Below are 22148 nucleotides of genomic sequence, written 5' to 3' on the forward strand. Positions count from 1 at the left end.
TCTCGCCGCGCATGTCCTGCCCTGCCCGTGACGCGCTTCGCCTTCACCGTCGAGTTTGACGGACGCCCCTTCATGGGCTGGCAGCGTCAGGCCCACGGCCCCAGCGTCCAACAAGCGCTGGAGGACGCCATCCGGTCCATCACCGGCGAACAGGCGGTGATCCATGCCGCCGGGCGGACGGACGCGGGCGTCCATGGCCTCGCCATGCGGGCCCATGCCGACATTGCGAAGCCGATCGCGCCCTTCCGCCTGATGGAGGCGATGAATGCGCGGCTGCGCCCGTCGCCAGTCGCGATTCTCGGTTGCGAGATCGTGCCCGACGACTGGCACGCCCGCTTTTCCTGCACCGGGCGAGCCTATCTCTATCGCATCATCAACCGCCGTGCGCCCCTCACCGTGGAGAGCGGCCTGGCCTGGCGGGTCATCCAGCCGCTTGACGAAAGGGCGATGCAGGACGCAGCGCAACTGCTCGTGGGCCGCCATGACTTCACGACCTTCCGTTCCGCCCATTGCCAGGCGGACAGTCCGCTCAAGACGCTCGACCGCCTCGATGTCGAGCGCACAGGCGATCGTATCGCCATCCGTGCGGCGGCGCGCTCCTTTCTCCACCATCAAGTCCGATCGATGGTCGGCTGCCTCGCCCTGGTCGGCATGGGGCGCTGGTCGGTGGATGACATGCGCATCGCGCGCGACGCCAGGGACCGCGCGGCGCTCGGCCTCAACGCTCCGCCCGACGGCCTCTACTTCGTGCGCGCCACCTACCCGTCGGAGCAGGACGCAGCCTAGAGCATAAGCAGATGGAATCGTCTGCTGAATTGAAAAATGCGCTAAAACAAAGACCTAGCTGAGCCGCGTCCTGAAGGGCGTGAAATTGGTGTGCGCGTCATAGACGTCCAGCCCTTCGGCACGCTTGAGGCTGTTGACGATCAGATAGGTAACGGGCGTCAGCACCACTTCCCACGTCACCTTGAGCAGCCAGTTCGTCACCATCACGGTCAGCACCTGGGCGTTGGTCCACTGCCCGTAGAAGGCGAGCGGGTAGAAGATCAGGCTGTCTAGCCCCTCCCCGACGATCGTCGACCCGATCGTGCGCATCCACAGATGCTTGCCCTGGGTGAGCAGCTTCATCTTGGCGAGGACGAAGCTGTTGGCGAACTCACCCGCCCAAAAGGCTGTCAGCGACGCGAACACGATGCGCCAAGTGCTGCCGAACACCGCCTCATAAGCGCCCTGGTCCGGCCACCCTCGAGCGGGCGGCAGCTTGACCACTACCCAACTCATCAGCGCCATGAACAGCATCGCGCCGAAGCCCGCCCAGACGCAGCGCCGCGCGCGTGCATAGCCATAGACCTCCGTCAGCACGTCGCCCAGGACATAGCCCAAGGGGAAGAAGAGGATGCCGGCGCCGAAGGTGAAACCGAAAAGCGTCGACAGCTTCGCCGCGCCGATCAGGTTCGAAAGCAGCAGGATCGCGACGAACGCGGCGACAAAGAAATCGAAATAGCGCATCGGTCGCTCAGCGAGCGCCTGCGCATCGATTTTCCGAACCCCCATGTCGGTCATGCGACCCTGCATATCGGTCTGCTACGCAAATGCAATGGCCGCGATTGCATGGCCGTCCAACCCCGGCTATCGAAGCGCGCGCACGGCCCCGTAGCTCAGCTGGATAGAGCATTCGCCTTCTAAGCGAATGGTCGCAGGTTCGAATCCTGCCGGGGTCGCCACCAGACCGCTATTCGCCTTCAAGCGCGCTGTCGAACGGTCGTCCTCGCAGCAGCAGGTCGTCCGTGACTTTCATGGTGAAAATGGGGTCCGCATTGGGCGGCACTTCGGCGATCGCGTCGACGAACGCCGCGCGCGTGGCCGGCTCGTCATAGACCATCTTCTGGTCGAAGGCGGCGCGCCATGTCGCTTCGTCGGGCCATTCGGCATAGCCCACGAAGCGCCCGTCGGCGTCGCGGTGCAGACGCGAACCATAGCTGCCATATCTTTCGCGGATGAGGTCGGTCCCGCGCCGCCATGCCGCGCGAAACTGCTCTTCCTTGCCGGGATGAACCCGCCACCAATAGACCGCGATAAACATCGGCCCTCTCCTTCGTTCAGGAGAGAATGGCGCGCGGCGCCCGAGGTTGCAATGACCGTGCTTCCCGCGCAGGGCAGGAGCACCTCACTCCAGGATCACAGAACCGACTGGCCCGTCTTTTCCCAATCGGCCAGGAAGCCGGCAATGCCCTTCTCGGTCAGCACATGGTTGAACAGCGCCTTGATGACCGAAGGGGGCGCGGTCATGACGTCCGCGCCGATCTTCGCGCTTTCCAGCACGTGGATGGGATGGCGCACCGACGCCACGAGGATTTCGGTATCGAACTGATAATTATCGTAGATGAGGCGAATGTCCTCGATCAGCTTCATGCCGTCAAAGCCATTATCGTCATGCCGCCCGACGAAGGGAGAGATGAAGCTGGCACCCGCCTTGGCCGCCAGCAGCGCCTGATTGGCCGAAAAGCACAACGTCACGTTCACCAGGACGCCTTCGCTGGTCAACGCCTTGCAGGTTTTCAGGCCGTCGATAGTCAGCGGCACCTTGATGCAGACATTGTCCGCGATCTTCCGCAGGACGGCGGCTTCCTTCATCATCGTCTCGTGATCGAGCGCGACGACCTCTGCCGAAACCGGTCCGTCGACCAAGCCGCAGATTTCTTCCACCACTTCCAGGAACTTGCGGCCCGATTTGTGGATCAGGGATGGATTGGTGGTGACGCCATCCAGCAGCCCGGTGGCGGCCAGATCGCGGATTTCGGCGGTGTCGGCGGTGTCGACAAAAAACTTCATGACCATGTGCTCCGGGGGGATATGCGAATCGCCACCCGTTTAGCGGGTGATCCGGCGATTGGCCATGCGCACGGACCAATGCCTTTGACCTGAACCTCCGCGCACCCTTATCAGGGCGGCACCTTGCCAGCGGACCCAATGATGCCCCCTCCTTGCGCCCATTCGATCGGCATCGCCGGCAGACCGCGCGCATCCTGCTCGCCCACGCCGAGCTGGAAAATCGCAACGCCCTGCCTTGCCTCGCCCGCCCGGCCCGGTAGGGAGGGGCAAATGAGTTCGCGCGCCCGTGTCATCCTGCTGAACGCCGCCCTGGGGCCGCTCGACTATCGGGTGCCGCAGGGGATGAACGTGCGGCCCGGCAGCATCGTCGTCGCGCCGCTGGGGCCGCGCCAGTTGATCGGCGTCGTCTGGGATGAGGGCGCTTTCCCGGATGTCGACACGGTTGGCGACAACCGCCTCCGCAATCTGGTCGGCCTGGTCGATGCTCCGCCGATCCCTGAAACTCTGCGCCGCCTGATCGAATGGACGGCCGACTATTATCTCGCCCCCGTCGCCGCCGTGCTGCGCATGAGCCTCGCGTCGATGAGCGCGCTGGAGGGCGCCCGCACCGTCATTGAATATCGCGCGACCGGTGACATCCCCGAACGCATGACGGAGCAGCGGGCCCAGGCGATGGAGCGGATCGGCGAGCGGCAGGGGCTGATCCGCGAACTGGCAACGATCGGAGGGGTGAGCGACGCAGTCATCCGGGGCCTCGTCAAGGCGGGCGCTTTCGAAGCCATCGAAGTAAGCGTCGATACCCCCTTTCCGATGCCCGACCCCGACCACGCGCCGCCGCGGCTTTCCGACGGGCAGGCCGCCGCCGCGGACCGATTCGTCGAGGCGGTGCAGGCGCGCAGCTTTACCCCCTTCCTGCTCGACGGCGTCACCGGATCGGGCAAGACGGAGGTCTATTTCGAAGCCATTGCCGCCGCCCTTCGCGGCGGACGCCAGGTGCTGGTCCTGCTGCCCGAGATCGCGCTCACCGAACCTTTTCTCGAACGCTTCGAAAAGCGGTTCGGGACCCTCCCCGTCAGTTGGCACAGCGGGCTGCGGCAATCGGAGCGCCGCCGCGCCTGGCGCGCGATCGCCGCGGGCGAAGCCGCAGTGGTGGTCGGTGCCCGATCAGCTCTTTTCCTGTCTTATCCGAACCTCGGCCTGATCGTCGTCGATGAAGCGCATGAAGCGAGTTTCAAGCAGGAAGACGGCGTCCATTACCACGCCCGCGACGTGGCGGTGATGCGCGGCCTGATCGAGAAATTCCCCGTCATCCTCGCCTCCGCTACCCCGGCGATCGAGACCCGCCACCAGGTCGAACTGGGGCGCTATCAGGAAATCAAGCTCCCCTCCCGCTTCGGCGGCGCGGAAATGCCGGTGATCGAGGGCATAAACCTCCTCACCGACCCGCCCGAGCGCGGCCGCTGGATCGCCCCCCCGCTGGTCAGGGCGATCGACGAGACGATGGAAAGGGGCGAGCAAAGCCTGCTCTTCCTCAACCGTCGCGGCTACGCGCCGCTGACGTTGTGCCGCCATTGCGGCTATCGCTTTCAATGCCCCAACTGTACCGCCTGGATGGTCGAGCATCGGCTGACCCGCCGCCTTGCCTGCCACCATTGCGGCCATGTGGTTCCCTCCCCCCGCTTCTGCCCGGAGTGCGAGGAAGAGGACAGCCTCGTCGCCTGCGGACCCGGCGTCGAACGCATCGCCGACGAGGTGAAGGCGCTCTGGCCACAGGCGCGCATCGCTATCGTCACGTCAGACACGCTCTGGTCGCCCGCCAAGGTCGCCGAGTTCGTGAAGTCGGTGGAGGCGGGCGCGGTCGACATCATCATCGGGACCCAGCTCGTCACCAAGGGCTATCATTTCCCCAATCTGACGCTCGTCGGCGTGATCGACGCCGATCTTGGGCTGGAGGGCGGCGACCTGCGCGCGTCGGAGCGCACTTTTCAACAGATCGTCCAGGTCGCGGGGCGCGCCGGGCGCGGGCAGAAGCCGGGGCGGGTCTACATCCAGACCCGCATGCCCGAGGCCGAAGTCATCAAGGCGCTCATCGCCGGCGATTCGGACAGATTCTACGCAGTGGAAACGGACAATCGCCGCCGCGCCAACGCGCCGCCCTTCGGCCGGTTCGCGGCAATCATTGTCTCGAGCGAAGATGCCGACGAAGCCGCGCAGGTCGCCCGGCTGATCGGCAAGTCCGCGCCGCAGATCGACGGCATGCACGTCTATGGGCCTGCGCCAGCCCCCCTGTCGGTGCTGCGGGGCCGGCATCGCCACCGGCTGCTGATCCATGCCACGCGCCAGGTCGAGATACAGGCCGCGATCCGCGAATGGCTGGGCAATCTCACCTGGAAATCGGGAACGCGCGTCGCCGTGGACGTCGACCCCTACAGTTTCATGTGATGGAAAGCCCCTGCGTCAACATATGCAAGCTCGACAGGAGCGGGCGTGTCTGCCTGGGCTGTGGCCGCACGGTCGACGAAATCGCGCGCTGGCGGGGGATGAGCAAGGCGCAGCGGCAGGCGGTGATGGAACGGTTGAAACGAACGCGGGATTAGTTCGGCCTCATCGTCATCCCGGCGCGGGCCGGGATGACGGCTGTAACGCTGCCCGCCCGTCACTCTTCCTTCATCCTTTCCCGGTTCAGCAGTGCCTTCTTCCTTTCGATTCCATAGGCATAGCCGCCAAGCCTGCCATCGCTTCTCAGCACGCGATGGCAGGGGATGACCACAGCCAGCGCATTGTCGCCACAGGCGGTGCCGGTGGCCCGCACCGCGCCGGGCCGGCCGATCGACGCCGCAATCTCGGCATAGCTGCGCGTCTCGCCCGGCGGGATCGCTCGCAGCGCTTCCCAAACCGCACGCTGGAAATCCGTGCCCCCCACGTCGAGCGGCAGGTCGGTCGCCCCGCGCGGATCGTCGATCAGTCGCGCCACCTGTTCGGCCAGCCCCGCCACCCGATCATCGGCGGGCTCGATCCGCGCCTTGGGAAAGCGTCGTCGCAGGTCCGCTTCGCCCTCGTCGAAGCTGATGCGGCAAATCCCGCGATCCGTCGCGGCGACCAGCAGCGGCCCGAGCAGGGTCGCGATCACGCGATGCCGAATCCGAACGCCGCGCCCCCCGTCCCGCCACGCGCTGGGACTCATCCCCAAATGCCGTTCGGCGTCGGCATAGGCGCGGCTTGGGGCATTATAGCCAGCCTCGTAGATCGCGTCCGTCACTGACCCGCCCTGCCCCAGGGCGGCCTTGAAGCGGTCAGCCCGCAGCGAACGCGCATAGGCTGCCGGGGTCATGCCGGTCTCCCGCTTGAACAGGCGATGGAAATGGTGCGGCGCATAGCCAGCATGGGCCGCAATCGCATCGAGCGAGGGTGGCGCATCCGCCGCGGCGATGAAGGCCATTGCCGCCTCGACGGCAAGCCGGTCTCGCCCCACCTCATCCGGGCGGCAGCGCAGGCATGCGCGGAAGCCCGCCGCCCGCGCGGCCTCGGCGTCGGCCATGAAGATCATGTTTTCGCGCCGTGGACGCCGTGCCGGGCAGCTTGGCTTGCAGTAAATGCCGGTGGTGAGCACCGCGCCGACGAATGTACCGTCCCGGCTGCGGTCCCGGCGGGAGAACGCCTCCCAGCACTTGTCGGGATCAGGCAGGGGCGCGGCGGACGGGCGAAAATGGGTCATCTTGGTCATAGATAGGGCATAGCGCCGCCGGGGCCAGTATGCTTCCCGCGCCTTGCTGCCAAAACCCTGTCCGCAATTACAGATTGCCTCCGTCGGGGCTTCGCATATGAATGCCCGCAGTCATGCTCGCCATATTCCGTCGCCTCTGCATTTTGCTGGCCTTTGCCATGCCGTTCGCTGCTCGCGCGGAGCAGCAGGATATCGCCGCTGCCGCGCGCAGCGTCGTTCGGGTCGCGCTGGTCGCGACGGACGGCTCCCAGGCCTATTTTGTCGGCCATGGCAGCGGCATCGCCGTCGCGCCGGACAAGGTGCTGACCAACGCCCATGTCGTCGAACTGACGCGGGATGAGAAGAATCTCGTCATCGGCGTGATTCCTTCGGAAGGCCGGAAAAGCTATGGCGGGCGGGTGATCGCCTATTCACCGGGCAATGACCTTGCGCTTATCCAGCTGGAGGAAGGACGGCTCCCGGTCAGCACCTTCTATGGGGGCGCGGTCACGGATGGGCAGCATGTGACCGCGATCGGCTATCCCGGCACGGTCGACCGGGCGCAGGGGCTGGGCCTCAAGGATCTGGTCGAGCCGCTCAGTACCGTGAAGACGAGCGGCAACATCTCCTCCGGCCGCTCCAGCCAGAGTTTCGACACCATCCTCCACACCGCTCCCCTTGCGGCCGGCAACAGCGGCGGCCCCTTGGTCGACGATTGCGGACGAGTACTGGGCGTCAACAGCTTCGGCTCCGTCTCCGACGGCAACGACGCTGAATTCGGCTTTGCCATTTCCTGGCGGGAAGTCGCCTCTTTCCTGCGCCAGGCGGGCGTGTCGTCGCTCCATACCGTCATCCCTTGCCGCTCCATGGCCGAAGCCGATGCCGCGGAGGCCGCCGTGACGCAGCGGGAGCAACAGCGGAGCGAACAGTCGGAGCGGGCGCGGGCCGATGCGCGCGAAGCGGCGATTGAAAAGGCGCGGGACAACGCCGAACGTGACGTGATCTCCGCGCGCGAAAACGCCATGGCCGGTGCGGCCGTGCTGCTCGCGCTCGCCGTGCTCGGCCTGGGCGGCGGGGGCCTTTTCTACAGCCAGGGCCGGGAACGGCGCGCGACCTGGTTTCTCGCGGGCGGCGGCCTGCTGCTGCTCGGCGCGCTCGCGCTGTTCTTCCTCAAGCCCAGCTTCTCCAGCGTCGATGAACGCGCGCGGATGCCTGAAGATAATCGCGTGACCGGCAACAATGCCTATGCCTGGAGCGGCGACAATGTCTGCCGGGTGGATCTCGACCGCAGCCGCCTCACCGTGTCGCCGGCGACCGACATGCCCTTCAACTGGGCGGACACCGGCTGCGCCAACGGCAATATGCAATATGTGAGTGTCGGCACAGGCTGGGAACGAGCGAGCATTCCGGACACCGGCAATTTCGTCACGGTCAGCCGGTTCGATCCCGCCACTGGCATCCTGCGCGTTCAGCGCTGGCTTCCCGACATGGCCACGATGGACAAGGTCCGTGAACTGGTAAAGGATCGCCCGATCCGCACGTGCGGCACCGATCAGGCATTACAGTCGAAAATCGCGTCGCTGAAATCCGACCTCGGCGCGCTGCTGCCGGCCCAGCCCAACGAACGTCTGGTCTATCACTGCGGAAAGGGGCGACTGGCGCCGCCCGACTCCTCCGGCTGATCGCGTTTTCACGCGGAAAAGACACAGATGATCGGGCTGAATTCCGTCGCAACGATGGAATCTCGCTACATGGCTTGCATAGTCATAATGGCGCTGCTAACCGGCCCGGCAACAGGGGACCGGGGCACGACTGATCCCCTCTTTTTGCATGACCGGCAAATCAAGTGGAGGACGGTAAGCGCGTGGAGACTACCGGCGGCATTCAGGCAAGCCTCAGCGGCCGCTACGCGGTAGCGCTGTTCGATCTCGCTCGTGACAGCAATACGCTCGACACCGTGGCGGGCAGCCTCGCGAACATCAAGGCCGCGATCTCCCAGTCGGCGGATTTTAAAGGGCTCATCAACAATCCCGTGCTTAGCCGCGATGCTGCTGACAAGACGATCGCGGCGGTTGCATCCTCAATGGGTACTGACCCGCTGACGAAGAATTTCCTCGGCGTCCTGGCGCAGAACCGCCGCCTGTCCCAACTACCCGCAATCATTCGCGCCTATGAAACGCTGCTGTCGAATCACAGGGGCGAAGTTCGGGCCGAGGTGACGAGCGCCCATCCGCTCGATGCGGACCAGGTTGCCGCCCTGCAGCAGAATCTTCGCTCGCGCGTCGGCCGTGATGTCGCGCTCGACGCCAAGGTCGATCCCGCGATCCTGGGCGGGCTGGTCGTCAATATCGGCAGCCAGATGATCGATTCCTCCATCCGCACCCGTTTGAATAGTCTCGCTTTGGCGATGAAAGGCTGAACATGGATATCAACGCCGCAGAAATTTCGAAGGTCATCAAGGACCAGATCGCCAATTTCGGCACCGAAGCGCAGGTGAGCGAAGTCGGTTCCGTGCTGACCGTGGGCGATGGTATCGCCCGCGTCCATGGCCTCGACAACGTCCAGGCGGGCGAAATGGTCGAGTTCGCCAATGGCGTGCAGGGCATGGCGCTCAACCTTGAGGCCGACAATGTCGGCGTCGTGATCTTCGGCTCGGACGCCGAAATCAAGGAAGGCGACACCGTCAAGCGCACCGGCACCATCGTCGACGTGCCCATCGGCAAGGGCCTGCTCGGCCGCGTCGTCGACGGCCTCGGCAACCCGATCGATGGCAAGGGCCCGATCGAGTACACCGAACGTCGCCGCGTCGAAGTCAAGGCGCCGGGCATCATTCCCCGCAAGTCGGTGCATGAACCCGTGCAGACCGGCCTCAAGGCGATCGACGCCCTCGTGCCCGTCGGCCGCGGCCAGCGCGAACTGATCATCGGTGACCGCCAGACCGGCAAGACCGCCGTCGCCATCGACACCTTCATCAACCAGAAGGGCATCAACGCCTCGGGTGACGAGAGCAAGAAGCTCTACTGCATCTACGTCGCCGTCGGCCAGAAGCGTTCGACCGTCGCGCAGATCGTCAAGCAGCTCGAAGAAAATGGCGCGATGGAATATTCGATCGTCGTCGCCGCGACCGCTTCGGAACCGGCTCCGCTTCAGTATCTGGCGCCCTATACCGGCGTCACCATGGGCGAATTTTTCCGCGACAACGGCATGCATGCCGTAATCGTCTATGACGATCTGTCCAAGCAGGCCGTCGCCTACCGCCAGATGTCGCTGCTGCTGCGTCGTCCTCCGGGCCGCGAAGCTTACCCCGGCGACGTGTTCTACCTGCACAGCCGCCTGCTGGAACGTGCGGCCAAGATGAACGACGCCAATGGCGCCGGTTCGCTGACCGCGCTGCCGATCATCGAAACCCAGGCGGGCGACGTGTCGGCCTATATCCCGACCAACGTGATTTCGATCACCGACGGTCAGATCTTCCTCGAAACCAACCTCTTCTACCAGGGCATTCGTCCGGCTATCAACGTCGGCCTGTCGGTGTCGCGCGTTGGTTCCGCCGCGCAGACCAAGGCGATGAAGAAGGTGTCGGGCAGCATCAAGCTGGAGCTGGCGCAGTATCGCGAAATGGCGGCTTTCGCCCAGTTCGGATCGGACCTCGACGCCTCGACGCAAAAGCTGCTCAACCGCGGCGCGCGCCTGACCGAACTGCTTAAGCAGGCCCAGTTCTCGCCGCTGCCCTTCGAGGAACAGACCGCGTCGATCTTCGCTGGCACCAACGGCTATCTCGACAGCGTGCCGGTCAAGGACGTGACGCGCTATGAAGAGCTGATGCTCGCCTATCTGCGCCACGAACATGCCGACATCCTGACAGCGATCCGCGACAGCAAGGATCTGGGTGACGAACCCAAGGCAAAGCTGAAGGCCGCGCTGGACTCATTCGGCAAGACGTTCGCCTGATATTGGCGCCTGATTATAAGGGTCACCGGGCAACCGGTGGCCTCCTTACACTGAGTTCGGGATTGAGATGGCAAGCCTCAAGGAACTGAAGATCCGCATCGGGTCGGTCAAATCGACCCAGAAGATCACCAAGGCGAAGCAGATGGTCGCCGCCGCGAAGCTGCGCAAGGCGCAGGCCGCCGCCGAAGCCGCGCGTCCCTATTCCAGCCGCCTGGAAGCGGTCGTGGCATCGCTGGCCTCAAAGATCGCCGGCGGCTCTGGCGAAGGCGCCTCGCCGTTGCTGGCGGGCACCGGCAAGGACCAGGTCCACCTGCTGGTCGTCGCCAATTCCGACCGTGGCCTGGCGGGCGCGTTCAACGCCAACATCGTCAAGGCCGCCCGCGCTAAGGCCGATGAGCTGATCGAGCAGGGCAAGACCGTTCGCTTCTACCTCATCGGGCGCAAGGGCCGTCCGGTCATCAACCGTAGCTTTCCTGGCATGATCGTCGCCCAGTTCGACACCACCGGCGTCAAGGAGCCGGGTTATAATCAGGCGGAAGACATCGCGCACGAACTGACCGACATGTATCTGAACGGCAAGTTCGACGTCGCGCATCTCTTCTTCTCGCGCTTCAAGTCGGCGCTCGCCCAGATCCCGACCGAACAGCAGATCATCCCCGTCAAGATCCCGGCGGACGCGGACCGCAACGCCATCGCCGCCACGGTGGAATATGAACCGAGCGAGGAAGCGATCCTCGACGACCTGCTGCCACGCAACGTGACGGTGCAGATCTTCAAGGCACTGCTGGAAAACAACGCGTCCGAGCAGGGCGCATCGATGACCGCCATGGACAATGCGACCCGCAATGCCGGCGACCTCATCAACAAGCTGACCATCCAGTATAACCGCAGCCGCCAGGCCGCGATCACCACCGAACTGGTCGAAATCATCTCGGGCGCCGAAGCCCTTTAAGATCACGCACGCAAGGAAGCAGTCATGGCAACCACCAACAATGTAGGCCGCATCTCGCAGGTCATCGGCGCTGTCGTCGACGTGACCTTCCCCGATGCGGTCCCGTTCATCCTCTCGGCGCTGGAAACCAGCAACAACGGCCAGCGCCTGGTTCTGGAAGTCGCCCAGCATCTGGGTGAGAACACCGTCCGCACCATCGCGATGGACTCGACCGATGGCCTGACCCGCGGTCAGGAAGTGACCGACACCGGCGCGCAGATCCGCGTTCCGGTTGGCCCGGCGACGCTCGGCCGCATCCTGAACGTCGTCGGCGAACCGATCGACGAGCGCGGTCCGGTCGCCACCACCCTCTCCGCCCCGATCCACGCCAAGGCTCCCGAGTTTGTCGACCAGTCGACCGAAAGCTCGATCCTGGTCACCGGCATCAAGGTCATCGACCTTCTCGCCCCCTACGCGAAGGGCGGCAAGATCGGCCTGTTCGGCGGCGCGGGCGTCGGCAAGACCGTGCTGATCCAGGAACTGATCAACAACATCGCAAAGGGCCATGGCGGCACCTCCGTGTTCGCGGGCGTGGGTGAGCGCACCCGCGAGGGCAACGACCTCTATCACGAATTCCTCGACGCCGGCGTTATCGCCAAGGACGCCGACGGCAACGCGATCAGCGAAGGCTCCAAGGTCGCGCTCGTCTATGGCCAGATGAACGAGCCGCCGGGCGCCCGCGCCCGTGTCGCCCTGTCGGGCCTGACCATCGCGGAATATTTCCGCGACGTCGAAAATCAGGACGTGCTCTTCTTCGTCGACAACATCTTCCGCTTCACCCAGGCGGGCGCGGAAGTGTCGGCTCTGCTCGGCCGTATTCCTTCGGCCGTGGGCTACCAGCCGACCCTCGCCACCGACATGGGCGCGCTGCAGGAACGCATCACCTCGACCAACAAGGGTTCGATCACTTCGGTGCAGGCCGTGTACGTCCCGGCGGACGACTTGACCGACCCGGCACCGGCGACCTCGTTCGCGCACCTGGACGCCACGACCGTTCTCAACCGCGCCATTTCGGAGCTGGGCATCTACCCGGCGGTCGATCCGCTCGACTCCACCAGCCGCGTGCTGGAGCCCCGCACCGTTGGCCAGGAACATTATGACACCGCCCGCGCGGTGCAGTCGATCCTGCAGAAGTACAAGTCGCTGCAGGACATCATCGCGATCCTGGGCATGGACGAACTGTCCGAAGAGGACAAGCTGACCGTCGCCCGCGCCCGCAAGATCCAGAAGTTCCTGTCGCAACCCTTCCACGTCGCCGAAGTCTTCACCGGCATCTCGGGCAAGTTCGTCCAGATCGAGGACACGGTGAAGTCGTTCAAGGCCGTGGTCGAAGGCGAATATGACCATCTGCCCGAAAACGCCTTCTACATGGTCGGCGGCATCGACGAAGCTGTCGAAAAGGCGAAGAAGCTGGCTGCCGAAGCCGCCTAAGCGACGAGCAATTCCCCTCCTGCCTGCGGGAGGGGCCCGGGGGAAGGCCTGTCAGGCCGTCTCCCCCGAATATCCCTTCCCCAACCCCTCCCTCAAGGGAGGGGGGAGTAAGAGAAAATGGCACTGCATTTCGAACTCGTGACCCCGGAAAAGCTGGTCCGCTCCGAAGAGGTCTATCAGGTGGTCGTTCCCGGCACCGATGGCGACTTCGGCGTGCTCGAAGGGCACGCGCCCTTCATGTCGACCGTCCGCGACGGCGCGATCCAGATCTTCAGCAGCGCGGGCGCGGCGCCCGAAGTCATTCCCGTCCGGGGCGGCTTTGCCGAAGTCAATGAAAAGGGCCTGACCGTACTCGCCGAGCATGCCGGCTGAGCCAGCGCCCTGACGGCGCTACAGGCGCCGATCTGAACATTTCAAAAAAGGGCCGGGCCTTGCCTGGCCCTTTTCTGTTGTTCCTTCGACGTCAAATCCGCCCCTGTCTTCTGCGCGCAGCCGCTCCGGCAGCCCCCGCCCCGTTAGCCTTTTATCAAAGTTTCCGCCCTATTCACCATTTTCAGCCATTTTTGATCGGCCTCTTTGTGATTGGCTGGGCCGATCGGGACATTCCGGCGGAGAATCATGAGCGCGTTTGGAAGGAAGAATGGACCTGCCGGCATCAAGCCAGGCTTTGGCGTGGCCCGGCCGATGCAGGGCGGCGCGCCCCGTGAGGAAACACGCGGGGGCGACCAGTTCCCGCCGCTCGACATCGTGCCATTGCCGGCCGACAGCGCTGTCGATCCGCTGTCCGCGCCCACCAGCCAGCTTCAGCGCAACAGTGACGCGATGCAGCGTCTGTCCGACCGCGCCAATGCCGAACATCTGCCCGACGCCGGCCCGCAGGGTTTCGAAGCGTCGGTCCACAAGATCAAGGAACAGGTTCTTCCCCGCCTGCTGGAGCGCGTCGACCCTGAGGCGGCCGCAACGCTCAGCAAGGATGAACTGGCCGAGGAATTCCGGCCGATCATCATGGAAGTGCTGGCGGAACTGAAGTTCACCCTCAATCGGCGCGAACAGTTCGCGCTGGAAAAGGTGCTCGTCGACGAACTGCTGGGTCTGGGGCCGCTCGAGGAACTGCTTGCCGACCCGGATGTCAGCGACATCATGGTGAACGGTCCTGACCAGACCTATATCGAAAAAAAGGGCAAGCTGCAGGTCGCGCCGATCAAGTTCCGCGACGAGGAGCATCTGTTCCAGATCGCCCAGCGCATCGTCAACAAGGTCGGTCGCCGCGTCGATCAGACGACGCCGCTGGCCGACGCCCGCCTGCCCGACGGCAGCCGCGTCAACGTCATCGTGCCGCCGCTCTCGCTGCGGGGCACGGCCATTTCCATTCGTAAATTTTCGGCCAAGCCGATCACGCTCGACAATCTCGCCCAATGGGGCGCGATGAGCCAGAAGATGTGTACCGCACTCAAGATCGCGGGCGCCTGCCGGTTCAACATCGTGATTTCAGGCGGCACGGGCTCGGGCAAGACGACCATGCTCAATGCCCTGTCGAAGATGATCGACCCCGGCGAACGCGTGCTGACCATCGAGGACGCGGCAGAACTGCGATTGCAGCAGCCGCACTGGCTGCCGCTCGAAACCCGCCCGCCAAATTTGGAAGGTCAAGGCGCGATCACCATCGGCGACCTCGTCAAGAACGCCCTGCGTATGCGTCCCGACCGCATCATCCTGGGCGAAATCCGTGGCGCGGAATGTTTCGATCTGCTGGCGGCGATGAACACGGGCCATGACGGCTCCATGTGCACGCTTCACTCCAACAGCCCGCGCGAATGCCTGGGCCGTATGGAAAACATGATTCTGATGGGCGACATCAAGATCCCCAAGGAAGCCATTTCCAAGCAGATCGCCGACTCGGTCGATCTGATCGTCCAGGTCAAGCGCCTGCGCGACGGTTCGCGCCGGGTCACCAACCTGACCGAAGTCATCGGCATGGAAGGCGACGTCATCGTCACCCAGGAACTGTTCAAGTTCGAATATCATGACGAAGACGAAAGCGGCAAGATCGTGGGCGAATATCGCTCCATGGGTCTGCGTCCCTACACGCTGGACAAGGCGCGGCAATTCGGGTTCGACCAGCCCTTTCTTGAAGCCTGCCTCTAAGGCCCGGAATATCCGCCATGCGGGACGGCCTCGACATGGCGGAACGCGGCTCCCCCGTTCCCGCGCCCATATCCACGCTTCAATGCTGTCCGCTTAGCCCCTAAGGGGGCATCGTGTCCTCTGCCTCCCCTTCTCGTCCGCATCGTCCTTTGCTCGCCATTGGCCTGCGGCTCATCGCCGTCCTCTGCCTGTCGGTGATGTTCGTGACGGTCCGGCTTGCCGACAGCCGCGGCGTCCATGTCGTGGAATCGCTGTTTTACCGTCAGGCGTTGGCGCTGCCGATCGTCTTCGCCTGGATCGCAACGACGGGGGGCGTGGGGTCGATCCGCACAAACCGGATCGGCATCCACGCGCGCCGCACCGTGCTGGGCCTTACCGGCATGACGCTCAACTTTCTCTCCTACATCCTGCTGCCGCCGGCGGAAGCCGCCGTGATCGGCTTCACCATGCCGATCTTCGGAACCATCCTGTCCGCGCTGATCCTGCGGGAACCCACGGGCATCCACCGCTGGAGCGCCGTCGTGCTCGGCTTTGTGGGCGTGCTCATCATGATCCGCCCCGACAGCAGCCACTTTCCGCCGGTCGGCGTCGCGGTCGCCGTAGCCGCCGCGCTCGTCACCGCCAGCGTCAGCCTGGTTCTGCGCGAACTGGGACGCACCGAAAATGCGGGCGTGATCGTCTTCTGGTTCACGCTGCTTTCGGTGCCGCCGCTTGGGGTCGCGATGCTCTTCTTCGGCCAGGCGCATGACGCGGCCACCTGGGGGCTGCTGCTGCTGATCGGCGTCTTTGGCGGCATCGCCCAGCTCTGCCTGACCGCCGCCTTGCGCTGGGGGCCGGTCTCGCTCGTGCTGCCGATGGACTACAGCACCGTGCTGTGGACCGCCCTCCTCGGCTGGGCGCTCTGGGGCGTCTGGCCGATGGCGACGACATGGATCGGCGCCGCCACCATCACCGCCAGCGGCCTCTATATCGCCTGGCGCGAGCATGCCCGCGCCAGGCAATTGACGGCGGCCTCCTCAGCCTAGCAACTGGGCATCGAGGCTGATCTCGGCATTGAGCAGCTTCGAAACCGGGCAGTTCGCCTTCGCTTTCGCCGCCAGTTCCTGAAACTGCTCGTCCGTGGCGCCGGGAATCTGCGCCCGCAGCGTCAGCTTGCTCGCGGTGATCGCGAAGCCGCCATCCTGCTGTTCCAGGGTGACGACGGCATTGGTTTCCATCTTCTCGGCAGTGAGACCCGCCTCGCCCAGGATGAGCGACAGCGCCATGGTAAAGCAGGATGCATGGGCAGCGGCAATCAATTCTTCCGGGTTCGTTCCCGGCACCCCCTCGAACCGCATGGCAAAGCCATAGGGCTGCGCGTCCAGGGCGCCACTCTGCGTCGACACAGCGCCCTTGCCGTCCTTCAGGCCGCCGCTCCATACCGCCGAACCACTGCGATTGATCTTCATGTCGTCCTCCTTCTGCGCGCGCGAAGAACCCCTGGCCGGGGTTCGCGGTTGCATGATCCTGGCGCCAATTTCACCACAATCGCAACCGCCCAGGGGCAATGTTATTTCCTGATCCGGCTGCCTAGATTTTGACACATTTGGGCGCTCGTCCATTGTCTACCATTACCATAGAATTATACTGGTGCTGGGACAATGACGAGGATCTGATCATGAAGCGATTCGGACATCTGGAGGATGCGCGCCAACCCCTCGTGCTCACGATACCGGGTCTCAACAACAGCGGAGCGGGCCATTGGCAGACGCTGTGGGAACAAAAGCGCGGCGATTGCCAGCGCGTCGATCTGGGAAGCTGGGCCCGCCCCAGCCGGAACAGTTGGGTCACGCGCCTTGATGCCGCCATCCGGGAAGCGAACGGACCCATCGTCCTGGCCGCGCACAGCCTTGGCTGCCTGGCCGTCGCCTGGTGGGGGGCGCTGCAAAGCCAGGCCTATGGCTGGCCCGTGACCGGCGCCCTGCTGGTGGCGCCGCCCGATTGCGACCGGATGGAAACGCCGGAAACGATCGGCGGGTTCGGCCCCACGCCACGCGGGCAACTGCCCTTCCCCTCCATTGTCGTGGCCAGCCGCAACGACCCCTATATCTTCTTCGAACGCGCCCACAGCATGGCGAAAAACTGGGGCAGCGGCTTTGTCGACGCGGGTTTCAGCGGCCATATCAATGCGGACTCGGGGCTGGACGAATGGGGATTTGGCCAGGCATTGCTGGAGCGGCTGATCGACAACGCCCATGACCAGGCTTCGGTCATGAGCCAGATGCGGCCAGCCATCCCCCTCGCGCAGAATGAACGCAGGCTCGAAGCGCTGCGCCTGATCGGCTGACCACGAGGGGCGCGACAAGGCAAACTTGCGCGCCCCCAATTTTTGCTTTTTTGTCTATCATATAAGTTGAGATAAAAGCGGGGCCAAGAGGTGCTTATGAGTGATAATCGACCGATCGAATTCGCGCACAATGGCCGCGCAGACGGCCTTCGCCACGATATTGCGGTCAGCATCGACAAGGTCCGCGGCGTCCTGGAGGCGCTGCGTTTCGGTTCGATCACCTTGACCGTGCACGACGCCCGCGTCGTGCAGATCGACGTTACGGAAAAGACCCGCCTGGGCGCCTGACGCCAGAGGGCAAGACGGAAGTTGCAAGCATAAGCCGCCGGGGCAGGCGGTGACGACCAGGCGGCGGGGGGTGGGCCGCCAGCTGCCCGACACCATTCCCAGACCATCGGCTTTCACCGGACGAACCGGAAAAGTCGCGATCAACATTCACCGGACCTCCGGAAGGGGAATTATCATGATTGCGCGTATCCTGTTGCTCGCCGGCGTGGCGAGCACATCCATCATCGCGTCCAGCGCTCATGCCAAGGACGTGCCCGCACCTGTGGCCGACACCGCCGCCGCCGACACCGACGCAGCCGATCAGACCAGCCCGCGTGCCGAGGTCATCATCGTCACCGCCCGGCGCCGCGCCGAAACCGCGCAGGAAGTGCCGCTGGCGATTTCCGTCATTAAGGGCGACAGCATCGAGGCGACCGGCAACTTCAACGTCGTCAAGCTCCAGCAGCTTGCGCCCACGTTGCAGGTCTACACGACCAATCCGCGCAACACCTCGGTCAACATCCGGGGCCTTGGCGTGCCGTTCGGCCTGACCAGCGACGGGTTCGAACAGGGCGTCGGTATCTATGTCGACGATGTCTATAATTCGCGCGTCGCTGCCGCGACCTTCGATTTCCTCGACGTCAATCAGGTCGAAGTGCTGCGTGGGCCGCAGGGCACGCTCTACGGCAAGAACACCACGGCGGGCGCGATCAACATCACGACCAACCAGCCGACCTTCGATTTCGAGGGCCGCGCCGAACTGACCGCCGGCAATCTGAACTACAAGCAGGCGAAAGCCGCCGTCTCCGGCCCTCTTTCCGACACGCTGGCCGCCCGCATTGCGGTCGCCACGACCAGCCGGCGCGGCACGATCTACAATGTGACGACCCGGCGCTGGATCAATGAACAGGACAATCTGGGCCTTCGCGCCCAGTTGCTGTTCAAGCCCAATGACAATTTCAGCCTTACCCTGTCGGGCGACTACAGCAGGCAGGATCCCGAATGCTGCGGCACCGTCTTCGTGCGCGTCGGCACAACCCAGCGCCCGCCCAATCGCCAGTATGACGCACTGGCCGCAGCGCAGGGCTATGTCGTCCCCAGCCGCAATCCCTATGACCGGCTGACCGATCTCGACAGCGAATTGAACGCTGGCAACAAGATCGGCGGCGTGTCGGCCAAGGCGGTCTGGAACCTCGGCTCTGGCACGCTGACGTCGGTCACCGCATGGCGCTTCTGGGACTGGAAGCCGGCCAACGACCGCGACTTCACTGGCCTGCCGATCGTGTCCAAGTCGCAGAACCCCTCGCAGCAGGACCAGTATAGCCAGGAATTCCGCTATAATTACTCCGGCCAGAAGATCGACTTCGTTGTCGGCCTGTTCGGCTTCAAGCAGCGGATCGATACCCAGGGCACCGAGCAGCAGGGCGCTGCGGCGAGCAAGTGGAACCTGACGCCATCGACCAATCCCACCAATGTCGCGAACAATCCCGCGACCCTGGCCGGTCTGACCGCAGCCAACACGCAATGGCTGAAGAGCGAGAGCGCGGCGCTGTTCGGCCAGTTGAGCTGGAAGGTCACGGATGCGCTGACCATTCAGCCCGGCGCGCGCCTCAACTACGACAAGAAATCGGGCTTCTACCAGCGCGTGGTGACCAACGGCCAAGGCCAGGTCATCAGCTGCACGCCTGCGCCAAGCTCCACCACGCAGCCTGTCTTGGCGGCGCAGTGCGGCATCTATCAACCGCAGTTGAGCGCGCCCTCCGACAGCGCCTGGAACTTCACCTACGACTTCAATGTCAATTACAAGATCGCGCCTGACATCCTTGTCTATGCGACCTATGCCAAGAGCTTCAAGACGCTGGGCATCAACCAGAATGGCTTGCCGCTCAACTCCGATAACACGGTCAATTACGCAGCCGGCACGGTGAAACCGGAATCGGTCAACCATTTCGAGGCGGGCCTCAAGACCCAGTTCTGGAATCGCCGCGCGACCTTCAACCTCACCGCGTTCCGGACCGAGATCAAGGATTTCCAGGCGACGGTCAATGGTGGCCAGTTTGGCACGACGCGCGGCTATCTCGCGAACGCCGACAAGGTGCGGTCGCAGGGGATCGAGGCCGATTTCAAGGTTGTCGCCAGCGACCGTTTCACCGCTTATGCCAACGGCGCCTATACCGACGCCAAATATGTGAAATTCTGCAACGCGCCGCCGCCGCCGGAACTGAGCGGCGGGTCGAGCACCGGGATTGTCGTATCTCAGACCGACAAATGCGCATACACGGGCGCGATCGGCGCTGCTGGAACCCCCAACTCGGTTAGCCCGCCATTTGTCGACATCTCCGGCCAGGATCTGCCCGGCGTGTCGAAATGGGCCTTCTCCTACGGCGCGGAATATAACATTCCGGTCACGCTGCTGAACAAGGAAGGCCAGGCCTATCTGGGCGTGGACGGCAATTATCGTTCGCACTGGAACTCCAACGCCACGCCGTCCATCTACACGGAAGTGAAGGGCTATGCCCTCACCAACTTCCGCGCCGGTTTCCGGGGTGATGGCTTCGATGTGTTCGGCTGGGTCCGCAACGCCTTCGACGTCAACTATATCGACAATCTGCAGGTCGCGCCCGGCAACACCGGCCTGATCGCCGGCACGCCCGGCGATCCGCGGACCTGGGGCGGGACGATCAAATTCTCGTTCTGATGTCGTAACGATGTTCACCCCTGCGGGAGCGGCTCAGGCCAGCCGCTCCCGTTCTTTTTCAATTCGCGATTTCCTTCATTACATCCCCTTCCGCGAAACCGGACCGGCGGCCAATTTGCGCCCGCGACCCCGCTGGGGTACAGCCCTTTTCATGTCCACGACCTTCACGCTCGACACGTCGACCAGCCGCGCCAACCCCACGCCCGCGCCGATGAAGCGGCTCACCGTGCCCGCCATCCAGCGCCGCAAGGCGGAGGGGAAGACCACCGAACCGCTGGTGATGCTGACCGCCTACACCGCGCGGCAGGCGCAACTGCTCGACCCGCATTGCGACATGCTGCTGGTGGGCGATTCGCTGGGCCAGGTGATCTATGGGCTGCCCTCGACCCTGCCGGTCACGCTCGACATGATGATCGCCCATGGCGCCGCCGTGGTGCGCGGCAGCTATCACAGCGTCGTGCTGGTCGACATGCCGTTCGGCAGCTATGAAGCCTCCCCCGCCCAGGCCTTTGCCAGCGCCAGCCGGGTAATGGCCGAAACCGGATGCGCTGCGGTCAAGCTGGAAGGTGGCCAGGCCATGGCGGACACCATCCAGTTCCTCACCCGTCGCGGCATCCCCGTCATGGCGCATGTCGGCCTCACGCCCCAGGCGGTGAACGCGCTCGGCGGCTATGGAGCGCGCGGCAAGAGTCAGGAAGAACATGCCAAAATCATCGATGATGCCCGCGCGGTGGCGCAGGCGGGCGCCTTCGCCGTGGTGCTGGAAGGCGTGATGGAGGATCTGGCAATCGCCATCACCGACAGTCTCGACATCCCCGTGATCGGCATCGGCGCATCGGCGCGTTGCGATGGCCAGGTGCTGGTGGCGGAAGACATGCTGGGCATGTTCGAGCGCACGCCGCGCTTCGTCAAACGCTACGAGAATATCGCCGAGACCATCTCGAATGCCGCCGGTCGCTATGCGGCCGAAGTCCGCAGCCGCAGCTTCCCGACCGAAGAACAGGTGTACCGGCCCAAAAAGTAATTTGCGTGTGGCCGCGCCGCCGCTATTGATCGCGCCTTCCGCGAGCTTTTTCTGACGCAATCTGGAGACCCAAGTGGCCCTGACGCCGCAAAACAGCGAAGCCTTCATGCGCGAGGTCGACGAGGCCGTCCGGCAGGACCAGTTGCTGACCTTCTGGGAACGCTTCGGCCGCTGGATCATCGTCGCGGTGATCCTCGGCCTCGCCCTGTTCGGCGGGACGCTCTACTGGCAGTATTACAGCAGGACGAAGTCGGAAGCCGTCTCCGAACAGATGGACAAGGTGGTCGCCAGCGCGATAGGCGGCGGCACTCCCGACGCCAGGGAACTCGACACGCTTGCCAAGGCCAGCCAGCCAGGCTTCCGCGCCGGGGCGCTGCTGGTCAAGGCCGGCACTGCCGCGCGGCAGGGTGACAGCAAGGCCGCGATTGCCGCTTACAAGGCGATGGCGGCGGACAGTGCGCTGGATCAACCCTATCGCGACCTGGCGCTGATCCGCCAGACCGCGCTCGAATTTGAAGGCCTCAAGCCGCAGCAGGTCGTGGACCGGCTGAAACCGCTCGCCGTCGAAGGGGCGCCCTGGTTCGGCAGCACCGGCGAAATGGTGGCGATCGCCTACCTGAAAATGCGCAAGCCCGACCTGGCCGGACCCATGTTCGCCGCTCTGGCCAAGGATGAGACCGTACCGCAATCGATCCGTTCACGTGCGCGACAGATGGCGGGCCTATTGGGGATAGATGCGGTCGAACCGTCGGCCGTCCCCGGCCAAGGATAATGAAACCC

21 protein-coding genes and 1 tRNA gene are annotated in these 22148 nt (G+C 64.3%); 17 read left to right on the forward strand and 5 right to left on the reverse strand.

Annotated features, from left to right (window positions below):
• The first annotated feature begins 27 nt into the window (after positions 1-27).
• The gene (gene truA / locus AAC640_RS02155; RefSeq protein ID WP_340264437.1) at positions 28-786 is read left to right on the forward strand and encodes a tRNA pseudouridine(38-40) synthase TruA; all 759 of its coding nucleotides are present in this window, start codon (positions 28-30) and stop codon (positions 784-786) included.
• Between the two features lie 54 nt (positions 787-840).
• Here truA and AAC640_RS02160 read toward each other — a convergent pair whose 3' ends face one another.
• Entirely contained in the window at positions 841-1563 is a 723-nt protein-coding gene (locus AAC640_RS02160; RefSeq protein WP_340264438.1) for a queuosine precursor transporter, read from the reverse strand.
• An 84-nt stretch (positions 1564-1647) separates the two neighbouring features.
• Here AAC640_RS02160 and AAC640_RS02165 point away from each other — a divergent pair.
• Positions 1648-1724, forward strand: a tRNA-Arg gene (locus AAC640_RS02165).
• An 8-nt stretch (positions 1725-1732) separates the two neighbouring features.
• On the opposite strand, the gene AAC640_RS02170 is transcribed toward AAC640_RS02165, so the two are convergent.
• Both AAC640_RS02170 and fsa read right to left on the reverse strand, forming a co-directional pair.
• Positions 1733-2083 (reverse strand): antibiotic biosynthesis monooxygenase family protein, encoded by a 351-nt coding sequence (locus AAC640_RS02170; RefSeq protein ID WP_340264439.1) that lies wholly within the window; start codon positions 2081-2083, stop codon positions 1733-1735.
• Positions 2084-2178: 95 nt separating this feature from the next.
• Positions 2179-2832: a fructose-6-phosphate aldolase gene (gene fsa / locus AAC640_RS02175; RefSeq protein ID WP_340264440.1), complete on the reverse strand. Its 654-nt coding sequence runs from the start codon at positions 2830-2832 to the stop codon at positions 2179-2181.
• Between the two features lie 270 nt (positions 2833-3102).
• On the opposite strand from fsa, the gene AAC640_RS02180 reads away from it, so the two are divergent.
• Positions 3103-5274: a primosomal protein N' gene (locus tag AAC640_RS02180; RefSeq protein ID WP_340264441.1), complete on the forward strand. Its 2172-nt coding sequence runs from the start codon at positions 3103-3105 to the stop codon at positions 5272-5274.
• Positions 5274-5429, forward strand: coding sequence for a DUF1289 domain-containing protein (locus AAC640_RS02185; protein ID WP_340264442.1), 156 nt, complete (start codon positions 5274-5276; stop codon positions 5427-5429). Before AAC640_RS02180 ends, AAC640_RS02185 begins: the two co-directional genes overlap by 1 nt.
• Before the next feature lie 59 nt (positions 5430-5488).
• Here AAC640_RS02185 and ada read toward each other — a convergent pair whose 3' ends face one another.
• Positions 5489-6556: a bifunctional DNA-binding transcriptional regulator/O6-methylguanine-DNA methyltransferase Ada gene (gene ada, locus AAC640_RS02190; RefSeq protein ID WP_340264443.1), complete on the reverse strand. Its 1068-nt coding sequence runs from the start codon at positions 6554-6556 to the stop codon at positions 5489-5491.
• A 113-nt stretch (positions 6557-6669) separates the two neighbouring features.
• Between ada and AAC640_RS02195 the strand changes: the two genes are divergently transcribed.
• From AAC640_RS02195 to AAC640_RS02230, 8 genes are all read left to right on the forward strand, one after another.
• The gene (locus AAC640_RS02195; protein ID WP_340264869.1) at positions 6670-8217 is read left to right on the forward strand and encodes a S1C family serine protease; all 1548 of its coding nucleotides are present in this window, start codon (positions 6670-6672) and stop codon (positions 8215-8217) included.
• 182 nt (positions 8218-8399) lie between these two features.
• Positions 8400-8954: a F0F1 ATP synthase subunit delta gene (locus AAC640_RS02200; RefSeq protein WP_340264870.1), complete on the forward strand. Its 555-nt coding sequence runs from the start codon at positions 8400-8402 to the stop codon at positions 8952-8954.
• A gap of 2 nt (positions 8955-8956) precedes the next feature.
• Positions 8957-10486 carry a F0F1 ATP synthase subunit alpha gene (atpA, locus tag AAC640_RS02205; RefSeq protein WP_340264444.1) on the forward strand — a complete coding sequence of 510 codons (1530 nt, stop codon included), beginning with the start codon at positions 8957-8959 and terminating at the stop codon, positions 10484-10486.
• Positions 10487-10553: 67 nt separating this feature from the next.
• Positions 10554-11438, forward strand: coding sequence for a F0F1 ATP synthase subunit gamma (locus tag AAC640_RS02210; RefSeq protein WP_340264445.1), 885 nt, complete (start codon positions 10554-10556; stop codon positions 11436-11438).
• A 24-nt stretch (positions 11439-11462) separates the two neighbouring features.
• On the forward strand, positions 11463-12908 hold the full coding sequence (atpD, locus tag AAC640_RS02215) for a F0F1 ATP synthase subunit beta (protein ID WP_340264446.1): 1446 nt from the start codon (positions 11463-11465) through the stop codon (positions 12906-12908).
• Between the two features lie 117 nt (positions 12909-13025).
• On the forward strand, positions 13026-13280 hold the full coding sequence (locus AAC640_RS02220; RefSeq protein ID WP_340264447.1) for an ATP synthase F1 subunit epsilon: 255 nt from the start codon (positions 13026-13028) through the stop codon (positions 13278-13280).
• A 246-nt stretch (positions 13281-13526) separates the two neighbouring features.
• The gene (locus AAC640_RS02225; RefSeq protein ID WP_340264448.1) at positions 13527-15053 is read left to right on the forward strand and encodes a CpaF family protein; all 1527 of its coding nucleotides are present in this window, start codon (positions 13527-13529) and stop codon (positions 15051-15053) included.
• Between the two features lie 110 nt (positions 15054-15163).
• Positions 15164-16078: a DMT family transporter gene (locus AAC640_RS02230; protein WP_340264871.1), complete on the forward strand. Its 915-nt coding sequence runs from the start codon at positions 15164-15166 to the stop codon at positions 16076-16078.
• Here AAC640_RS02230 and AAC640_RS02235 read toward each other — a convergent pair.
• A complete protein-coding gene (locus AAC640_RS02235) occupies positions 16070-16501 on the reverse strand; it encodes an OsmC family protein (RefSeq protein ID WP_340264449.1) in 432 nt (143 codons plus the stop codon). The two genes, AAC640_RS02230 and AAC640_RS02235, sit on opposite strands and share 9 nt — an antisense overlap.
• A 209-nt stretch (positions 16502-16710) precedes the next feature.
• On the opposite strand from AAC640_RS02235, the gene AAC640_RS02240 reads away from it, so the two are divergent.
• From AAC640_RS02240 to AAC640_RS02260, 5 genes are all read left to right on the forward strand, one after another.
• A complete protein-coding gene (locus AAC640_RS02240; RefSeq protein WP_340264450.1) occupies positions 16711-17379 on the forward strand; it encodes an RBBP9/YdeN family alpha/beta hydrolase in 669 nt (222 codons plus the stop codon).
• Positions 17380-17475: 96 nt separating this feature from the next.
• Positions 17476-17667: a YezD family protein gene (locus tag AAC640_RS02245; RefSeq protein WP_340264451.1), complete on the forward strand. Its 192-nt coding sequence runs from the start codon at positions 17476-17478 to the stop codon at positions 17665-17667.
• 175 nt (positions 17668-17842) lie between these two features.
• On the forward strand, positions 17843-20344 hold the full coding sequence (locus tag AAC640_RS02250) for a TonB-dependent receptor (protein ID WP_340264452.1): 2502 nt from the start codon (positions 17843-17845) through the stop codon (positions 20342-20344).
• 151 nt (positions 20345-20495) lie between these two features.
• Positions 20496-21368 (forward strand): 3-methyl-2-oxobutanoate hydroxymethyltransferase, encoded by an 873-nt coding sequence (panB, locus tag AAC640_RS02255; protein WP_340264453.1) that lies wholly within the window; start codon positions 20496-20498, stop codon positions 21366-21368.
• A gap of 73 nt (positions 21369-21441) precedes the next feature.
• On the forward strand, positions 21442-22140 hold the full coding sequence (locus AAC640_RS02260; protein WP_340264454.1) for a tetratricopeptide repeat protein: 699 nt from the start codon (positions 21442-21444) through the stop codon (positions 22138-22140).
• Positions 22141-22148: the final 8 nt, after the last annotated feature.

Source organism: Sphingobium mellinum (assembly GCF_037860795.1).
Classification (GTDB): Bacteria; Pseudomonadota; Alphaproteobacteria; order Sphingomonadales; family Sphingomonadaceae; genus Sphingobium; species Sphingobium mellinum.